Source organism: Agrobacterium sp. rho-13.3, assembly GCF_033957765.2.
Lineage (GTDB): Bacteria > Pseudomonadota > Alphaproteobacteria > Rhizobiales > Rhizobiaceae > Agrobacterium.
Map to the genome: position 1 here is coordinate 3,075,918 of NZ_CP192774.1, position 7,290 is coordinate 3,083,207.

Here is a 7,290-nt window from a genome sequence, read left to right on the forward strand (position 1 = left end):
GAAACTGGTCGGCATCATGGCACTTTCGGATAAGCATATCCTTCTCATCATCTCCGGCGGCATCGCAGCTTATAAGAGCCTCGACCTTATTCGTCGTCTGAGAGAACGCGGCGCGAAGGTGACGCCGGTGATGACCAAGGGCGCGCAGGAATTCGTGACCCCGCTGGCCGTCGGCGCATTGTCCGCCACCCATGTATTCACCGAGCTTTTTTCACGGCAGGATGAGCAGGACGTTGGCCATATCAGGCTGGCGCGCGGCTGCGATCTGGTGCTGGTTGCGCCCGCCACCGCTGACCTGATGGCAAAGATGGCGAACGGGCTGGCGGATGATCTGGCCTCCACCGTTCTGCTGGCGACAGACCGCAAAGTGCTGGTCGCTCCGGCCATGAACCCGAAAATGTGGACCGCCAAGGCAACGCAGCGCAACGTTGAGACGCTGAAACGCGATAGCATTCATTTCATTGGGCCGATGGCCGGTGAAATGGCGGAAAAGGGTGAGGCGGGGCTTGGCCGCATGGCAGAGCCTTTGCAGATTGTCGCGGCGGTAGAAACGCTGCTGGATGATGGGCCAAAGCCATTGGCCGGAAAAAAAGCCATCGTGACGTCAGGCCCGACGCATGAGCCGATCGACCCGGTGCGCTACATTGCCAACCGTTCCTCCGGCAAGCAGGGCCATGCGATTGCGGCAGCGCTCGCTGAACTTGGCGCAGATGTGACGCTGGTGTCCGGCCCGGTGACGATTGCCGATCCGGCAGGGGTGACAACGATCCATGTGGAGCGTGCCGAGGACATGCGCGACGCGGTTCTGTCGCACCTGCCTGCCGATATTGCGGTGATGGTGGCAGCCGTTGCCGACTGGCGCGTTGCGACATCGGCGGATCAGAAGATCAAGAAACAGCCGGGCGATCAGACACTGGCACTTCAACTCACGGAAAATCCGGACATTCTGAAAACCATCGGCCACCATGAAAACAGGCCGAAACTCGTCATCGGTTTTGCTGCCGAAACGCAGGATGTCGAGACCAACGGGCGCGCCAAGCTGGAGCGTAAGGGTGCGGATTTGATTGTCGCCAATGATGTTTCTGCGGCCACCGGTGTCATGGGCGGGGATCGCAACAGCGTGAAGATCATTTCCAAAGACGGTGTCGAGGCTTGGCCTGACCTCGATAAAACTGAGGTGGCGAAACGCCTTGCGGCTTTGATCGCGGAGAGATTGGCATGAGCCTGTTCGACCGCACAACATTCGATGCGATCTTGGAGAAATGGCCCGGCGTGCGCTTTGTCGATCAATGGGATTCCCATGTCGCCAAGGTGGGAGACAAGGTCTTTGCTGTGCTGGGGGAGCGTGAAGACTGGCGGCTGGTGGTGAAATGTTCTGAGGAGAGCTTTGAGATTCTCACCTCGCTCGAAGGGATCGGGCAGGCCCCGTATTTCGCCAAACGCAAATGGATTTCGATTTCCGATCACTCCCGACTGGAGCAGTCAGAGCTGGAGCATTATGTGCGCCGGTCTTATGAGTTGGTGGCAGCTGGGTTGACGAAGAAGTTGCGGGCGGAATTGGGGATTGTGCTGGAGTGAGCCCGATGCTTCGAGACGGCCCTTTGGGCCTCCTCAGAGTGAGGGACCTGAGGGTGGGGCGTCCCTAGCTAATCCGCACCGCAATATACACCAGCACCAGGGCAATCACCCAGAGCGCCAAGCGACCCGAGCGCGTATGACGGGCTTCCGCCTTGCCAATTGCTTCTGCCGTGGTGGGATCAAAGCGCAGGCCGTTTTCGCTCATATAGACCAGATCGGCGTGCAGCTTTTCGGTCTTGGCGGCGATTTCGGGAGCGGCTTCGGCGAGTTTGACGGCGGCTTTGAGGCCGTCTTTCAGGTCGGTGACGATGCGTTTAGGTCCGAGATTGTCGCGAATCCATTTGCTGACGACAGGGTCTGCGGCTTTCCACATGTTGAAGCGCGGGTTGAGAATGCGCGATACACCTTCCACCACCACCATGGTCTTTTGCAGCATGACGAGTTCAGGCCGGGTTTCCATGTCGAAAAGCTCAGTTACTTCGAACAGAAGCGTCAGCAGCTTGCCCATGGAAATGGTCTCGGCGGGCTGGCCGTGGATCGGCTCGCCAATGGCGCGAATGGCCTGTGCGAAGCTGGCAATATCGTGGTGCCCGGGCACATAACCGGCCTCGAAATGCACTTCCGCCACGCGCATATAATCGCGGGTAATGAAGCCGTAGAGAATTTCGGCAAGGAAGCGGCGCTCCTTTTTGCCCAGCCGTCCGGCAATGCCCATGTCCACGGCAACGATCATGCCCTGTGGGTCGACGAACAGATTGCCGGGGTGCATGTCGGCATGGAAGAAGCCGTCGCGCAACGTATGGCGCAGGAAGGACTGGATGAGCGTATCGGCCAGTGCGTTGAGGTCGTGACCGGCGGCTTTCAGGCCTTCCACGTCCGACATCTTCGTGCCGTCGATCCATTCCATGGTGACGACATCGCGGCCCGTGCGTTCCCAGTCTACTTCAGGCACACGAAAGCCGGGGTCGTCCTTGGTGTTTTCTGCAATTTCCGAAAGCGCTGCTGCTTCCAGCCGCAAATCCATTTCGATCTTAGTGGTCTGCTCCAGTGCGCGCGTCACTTCCACAGGGCGCAGGCGCCGCGCGGAGCGGACAAAACGTTGCTGGAGATCGGCAATCAGATACATGGCTTCCAGATCGTTCTGGAAGCGCTGGCGCACGCCGGGACGGATGACCTTCACCGCCACTTTTTTCTGCCCTTGGGGGGTCTGCACGATGGCCGGATGCACCTGTGCGATGGAGGCAGCGGCTATCGGGTCGCTGAATTCGCTGTAGAGATCGGACATCGGACGACCGAGTGAGCCTTCGATATTCGCCTTTGCAGCAGCATTGGGAAAGAAGGCCATGCGGTCTTGCAGGCGCGAAAGATCGTCAGCGAAATCCGCTCCCACCACATCCGGGCGGGTGGCGAGAAACTGGCCCATCTTCACATAGGAAGGACCAAGCCGCTCCACGGCGGTCGCCAGGCGGTCGCGGCGATCTGCGTTTTTTGCCCGGTTGCGGGCGAAGGGTTTTAGAATCGCTTTCGCGAACTTCGCCGATGCGGGAAGATCCTCGGATGGCAGGGCCAGCACCACGCCTTCGCGCACAAGAACCCAGCCGACCCTTGCGAGACGGAAATATGCGCCGAGAGTGCTCATGCGAATGCCTTCTTCCTGCTTTTGGCCGTCATGTCGATTAGAGCTTCCAGCCGGAATGAAGGGCAGCGATGCCGCCGGTATAATTGGTGTAATTGACGCGGCTGAACCCGGCCGTGCGGATCATGGCCGCGAAATCTTCCTGATTGGGGAATTTGCGGATCGATTCCACCAGATACTGATAGGGCTCTGCATCGCCGGTAATCATCTTGCCGAATTGCGGAATGGCGTTGAAGGACCAGGCATCATAGACCTTGTCCAGAAGCGGCATCTCGACTTCTGAAAACTCCAGTACCAGCAAACGTCCGCCGCGCTTCAGCACGCGGTGCGCTTCTTTCAAGGCCACATCGATGCGCGGCACGTTGCGAATGCCGAAGGCGACCGTGTAGGCGTCGAAGCTGTTGGCCTCGAACGGCAGGTCCTCGGCATTGGCTTCCACGAAAGTCAGATTGTCGGACAGCTTTTTCTTGGCGGCGCGTTCCTCGCCCACAGCCAGCATGGAGCCGTTGATATCCAGAACGGTGGAATGGGCGAGACGGTTGGAGGCCTCGATGATGCGAAACGCGATATCGCCGGTGCCACCGGCCACATCCAGCGTTTTGTAAGAGGGGTCTTTGCGCGGGTTCAGCGCGGAAATCATCGCGTCTTTCCACACACGGTGCAGGCCCGCGGACATGACATCGTTCATGATATCGTAGCGCTTGGCGACCTTGTGGAAGACCTCGTTGACCATGCCCTGCTTCTGGCCTTCATCGACCTTGTGGAAGCCGTAGGAGGTTTCCATGCCGCCATCGGCGGTGGTGCGGGCTTCAGTCATGACGGGTCTCCATATTTAAATCGCGCTGCGGACCATAGCGGAAACGGGAATGCGACGCTATCTGTTGCGCCAGCACATGCCTGCGACATGTATGCCCGCAGGCTTTAGATCACAAGACCGCGCAGACAAACAACAAGACAAACAACCGGGATAAACACCATGCCAGAATTGCCCGAAGTGGAAACCGTCAGACGCGGCCTTGCGCCGACCATGGAAGGTGCGCTTGTGGAGAAAATGGAACTTGGCCGGCCAGACCTGCGCTTTCCGTTTCCAGACGGCTTTTCGGCGCTGGTGGAGGGCAGGCGCATCATCTCTTTGGGGCGCAAGGCGAAATATCTGCTGATCGAGCTGGAGGACGGAATGACCATCGTTTCGCATCTGGGCATGTCCGGCTCTTTCCGTGTGGAGGAAACAGGCGAGGCGTCGGATACGCCCGGCGAATTTCACCATCCGCGTTCCAAGGATGGCAAGCACGACCATGTGATCTTCCATCTGCGCCAAGCCGGACGCGCCGCTCGCGTGATCTATAATGACCCGCGCCGCTTCGGCTTTATGCATCTGGTGGAGCGCGCCAATATCGATCTGTATCCGGCATTTGCCGGGCTTGGGCCAGAACCCACCGGCAATGCATTGAGCGCGGATTATCTGGCGAGCCGCTTCGACGGCAAAAGCCAGCCGCTGAAAACCACCTTGCTGGACCAGAAGGTGATTGCGGGGCTGGGCAATATCTATGTGTGTGAAGCCTTGTGGCGCGCTCAATTGTCTCCTTTGAGGGCAGCGGGTACGCTGGTCACGAAAACCGGCAAGCCGAAAGCGCAGCTGGTGGAACTGACGCAGAAAATCCGTGATGTGATTGCCGATGCCATTGCGGCTGGAGGATCGTCCTTGCGAGACCATATCCAGACGGACGGGACGCTGGGTTATTTCCAGCACTCCTTTTCGGTTTACGACCGGCAGGGCCATGCTTGCTCCACACCCGGTTGCGGGGGTACGGTTGAACGCATCGTGCAGGCCGGGCGCTCCACATTCTATTGCGCTGCCTGCCAGAAATGATGGGGCCAGAAATGATGGGAGAGGAAGATCGTCATGGATTACGAAACGCTGATTGTTGAAAAGCGCGATGAGGTCGGCGTCATCACGCTCAACCGCCCGCAGGCGCTGAATGCCTTGAACTCCACGCTGCTGAAAGAGCTGCGCCACATATTGGCATCGTTCTCCGCAGATGATTCGATCGGAGCCATCGTCATCACCGGTTCGCCAAAGGCATTCGCTGCCGGAGCGGATATCAAGGAGATGCAATCGCTGGATTTCGTCGATGCCTATCTGGGTGATTTTCTGGGTGGGTGGGATGATGTGGCGGCCAGCCGCAAGCCGGTTATTGCGGCAGTGTCCGGCTTTGCGCTGGGCGGTGGCTGTGAGCTGGCGATGATGTGCGATTTCATCATCGCGTCCGACACGGCAAAATTCGGCCAGCCGGAAATTACACTTGGCGTTATTCCCGGCATGGGCGGATCGCAGCGGCTGACACGGGCGGTCGGCAAGGCGAAGGCCATGGATCTGGTTCTGACGGGCCGCAAGATGGACGCAGCCGAGGCCGAGCGGGCAGGGCTGGTATCACGCATCGTGCCGCAGGAAAACCTGCTGGATGAAGCGGTGGCGGCAGCGACCACCATTGCGTCGCTGTCCCGCGCCTCGGTGTTGATGGCCAAGGAAAGCGTCAACCGGTCCTTTGAAGTGTCGTTGAGCGAAGGTCTGCGTTTTGAACGCCGGCTGTTCCAGTCGCTTTTTGCGACGCAAGATCAGAAAGAGGGCATGGCGGCTTTCGTGGAAAAGAGAAAGCCTGCGTTCCGAAACAGATAGTCCTTTATACGGGCATCCGGCTGTCCGAAAATGGCTGCATGGTTTTGAGAAACATGCTCTAAGGATTCGGAATATAGGTGTTTTTGGTGAAAATGCGCGTTGACGGGCAGCGGCTTTAAGGCTATATGCCCGGCCACGGTTAGGAAAAGCCACCCGGCTTATTCCAGTTACTCCCGCACTTTTGGAACTTGAGGTCTATAAGCGACCCGATCCTGTGGTTGCGGATTTTGGTTTGAATTCGAAGAGAGGCATACATGGCCAATACAACTTCGGCGAAAAAGGCGACTCGCAAGATCGCTCGCCGTACTGAAGTCAACAAGGCTCGTCGTTCGCGCGTTCGCGGCTTCATCCGCAAGGTTGAAGAAGCCATTGCAACAGGCGATCTCGCAGTAGCGACTGAAGCTCTGAAAGTAGCCCAGCCGGAAATCCAGCGCGCCGCAACGCGCGGCGTTCTGCCAAGCAACACGGCAGACCGTAAGGTGTCCCGTTTGGCACAGCGCGTTAAGGCACTTTCCGCCTAATACGGCTAATCCGAATGTATGATGAAAAAGCCTGGTCCTTGGACCGGGCTTTTTCTGTTTCTAACGGCTTATTAACACTTCGTCAATTAGCATGACAGTTCTGCGTCAAACCAATGACGAAAAAAGATGTTTAAAAACAATGACTTGTGAAAGGTCTTTGAAAAGACGACGTCCTTCCCCGACGGAAGGTAGGCCAAGTTTCGAGTCAAGTTATTTTTTATTTTCTTGGAAAATCGACCCTAAAAAAAGCCACGAAATTGAATCTCATTGATTCATAAGAGATTCTCGAAGCAGGCCTTCAATCGATGCAAAACGGCCTGACTGAGTCAATGGTCGATCTTCGGTTTTGCAGAAAAAACGCCATTGATCTCCACCCACGATCCTGCCTAAATGCATTTCGACAAGGGGCAAGGATTTCTATCCACAAGCTATCTCGATCCTTGAGTATCGAAGGTACAAGCCCGTTGCGAACGAGTTCTGTTTGAATTCGTTTTTTCAGGTATCGGCGTATGTTTGGCCGCAATCCAACAGGTTGCGGAAAAGCGAAACCGTGTCCGCAATCGCGTATGTTAAAGTTGTGTTGTGTGGGAGTATTTGTTGAGTAATCGCAGGCCTCTCCATGATGAAGAGGGAAATGGGATAACCGGCTCGCGGTGATACAAATGACCCGAGGACAATTCTTGCGAGGGGAATGTCTGACGGGAGAAGAATGAACGAGGGGTATCCCTGATGGACGTTTGGTTCGTCGGGCTATGATTGGCAATTTGAAAGGCGGCAATATGCAATTGAATTTGGTAGTGGGTGCGGTGGCAAATGGGGACCGCACGCCAAAGGCATGTGATGCAGCTGATACGGATGCGGCGGGGAACAAATCCGAG

General features: G+C 57.0%; 7 protein-coding genes. 5 read left to right on the forward strand and 2 right to left on the reverse strand.

What is annotated here, in order from left to right; all coding sequences use genetic code 11:
• Positions 1–16 precede the first annotated feature (16 nt).
• Both coaBC and RMR16_RS14940 read left to right on the forward strand, forming a co-directional pair.
• Positions 17–1,222, forward strand: coding sequence for a bifunctional phosphopantothenoylcysteine decarboxylase/phosphopantothenate--cysteine ligase CoaBC (gene coaBC / locus RMR16_RS14935; protein ID WP_320201184.1), 1,206 nt, complete (start codon positions 17–19; stop codon positions 1,220–1,222).
• Positions 1,219–1,578, forward strand: a complete 360-nt coding sequence (locus tag RMR16_RS14940) for an MmcQ/YjbR family DNA-binding protein (protein ID WP_320201185.1) — start codon at positions 1,219–1,221, stop codon at positions 1,576–1,578. Before coaBC ends, RMR16_RS14940 begins: the two co-directional genes overlap by 4 nt.
• A 64-nt stretch (positions 1,579–1,642) precedes the next feature.
• Here RMR16_RS14940 and ubiB read toward each other — a convergent pair whose 3' ends face one another.
• Together ubiB and ubiE are read right to left on the reverse strand one after the other, a co-directional pair.
• Positions 1,643–3,217, reverse strand: a complete 1,575-nt coding sequence (gene ubiB, locus RMR16_RS14945) for a 2-polyprenylphenol 6-hydroxylase (protein ID WP_320201186.1) — start codon at positions 3,215–3,217, stop codon at positions 1,643–1,645.
• Between the two features lie 37 nt (positions 3,218–3,254).
• Positions 3,255–4,031, reverse strand: coding sequence for a bifunctional demethylmenaquinone methyltransferase/2-methoxy-6-polyprenyl-1,4-benzoquinol methylase UbiE (gene ubiE, locus RMR16_RS14950; protein WP_320201187.1), 777 nt, complete (start codon positions 4,029–4,031; stop codon positions 3,255–3,257).
• 159 nt (positions 4,032–4,190) lie between these two features.
• On the opposite strand from ubiE, the gene mutM reads away from it, so the two are divergent.
• The 3 genes from mutM (at position 4,191) to rpsT (ending at position 6,412) form a co-directional block, all read left to right on the forward strand.
• Entirely contained in the window at positions 4,191–5,084 is an 894-nt protein-coding gene (mutM, locus tag RMR16_RS14955) for a bifunctional DNA-formamidopyrimidine glycosylase/DNA-(apurinic or apyrimidinic site) lyase (protein ID WP_320201188.1), read from the forward strand.
• A 33-nt stretch (positions 5,085–5,117) separates the two neighbouring features.
• On the forward strand, positions 5,118–5,891 hold the full coding sequence (locus RMR16_RS14960) for an enoyl-CoA hydratase (RefSeq protein ID WP_320201189.1): 774 nt from the start codon (positions 5,118–5,120) through the stop codon (positions 5,889–5,891).
• 254 nt (positions 5,892–6,145) lie between these two features.
• Entirely contained in the window at positions 6,146–6,412 is a 267-nt protein-coding gene (gene rpsT, locus RMR16_RS14965; RefSeq protein ID WP_320201190.1) for a 30S ribosomal protein S20, read from the forward strand.
• Positions 6,413–7,290: the final 878 nt, after the last annotated feature.

Coding starts and splice junctions, on each gene's coding strand:
- coaBC (WP_320201184.1), top strand. CDS start 17: ATGGCACTTTCGGATAAGCATATCCTTCTCATCATCTCCGGCGGCATC.
- rpsT (WP_320201190.1), top strand. CDS start 6,146: ATGGCCAATACAACTTCGGCGAAAAAGGCGACTCGCAAGATCGCTCGC.
- RMR16_RS14960 (WP_320201189.1), top strand. CDS start 5,118: ATGGATTACGAAACGCTGATTGTTGAAAAGCGCGATGAGGTCGGCGTC.
- RMR16_RS14940 (WP_320201185.1), top strand. CDS start 1,219: ATGAGCCTGTTCGACCGCACAACATTCGATGCGATCTTGGAGAAATGG.
- ubiE (WP_320201187.1), bottom strand. CDS start 4,031: ATGACTGAAGCCCGCACCACCGCCGATGGCGGCATGGAAACCTCCTAC.
- mutM (WP_320201188.1), top strand. CDS start 4,191: ATGCCAGAATTGCCCGAAGTGGAAACCGTCAGACGCGGCCTTGCGCCG.
- ubiB (WP_320201186.1), bottom strand. CDS start 3,217: ATGAGCACTCTCGGCGCATATTTCCGTCTCGCAAGGGTCGGCTGGGTT.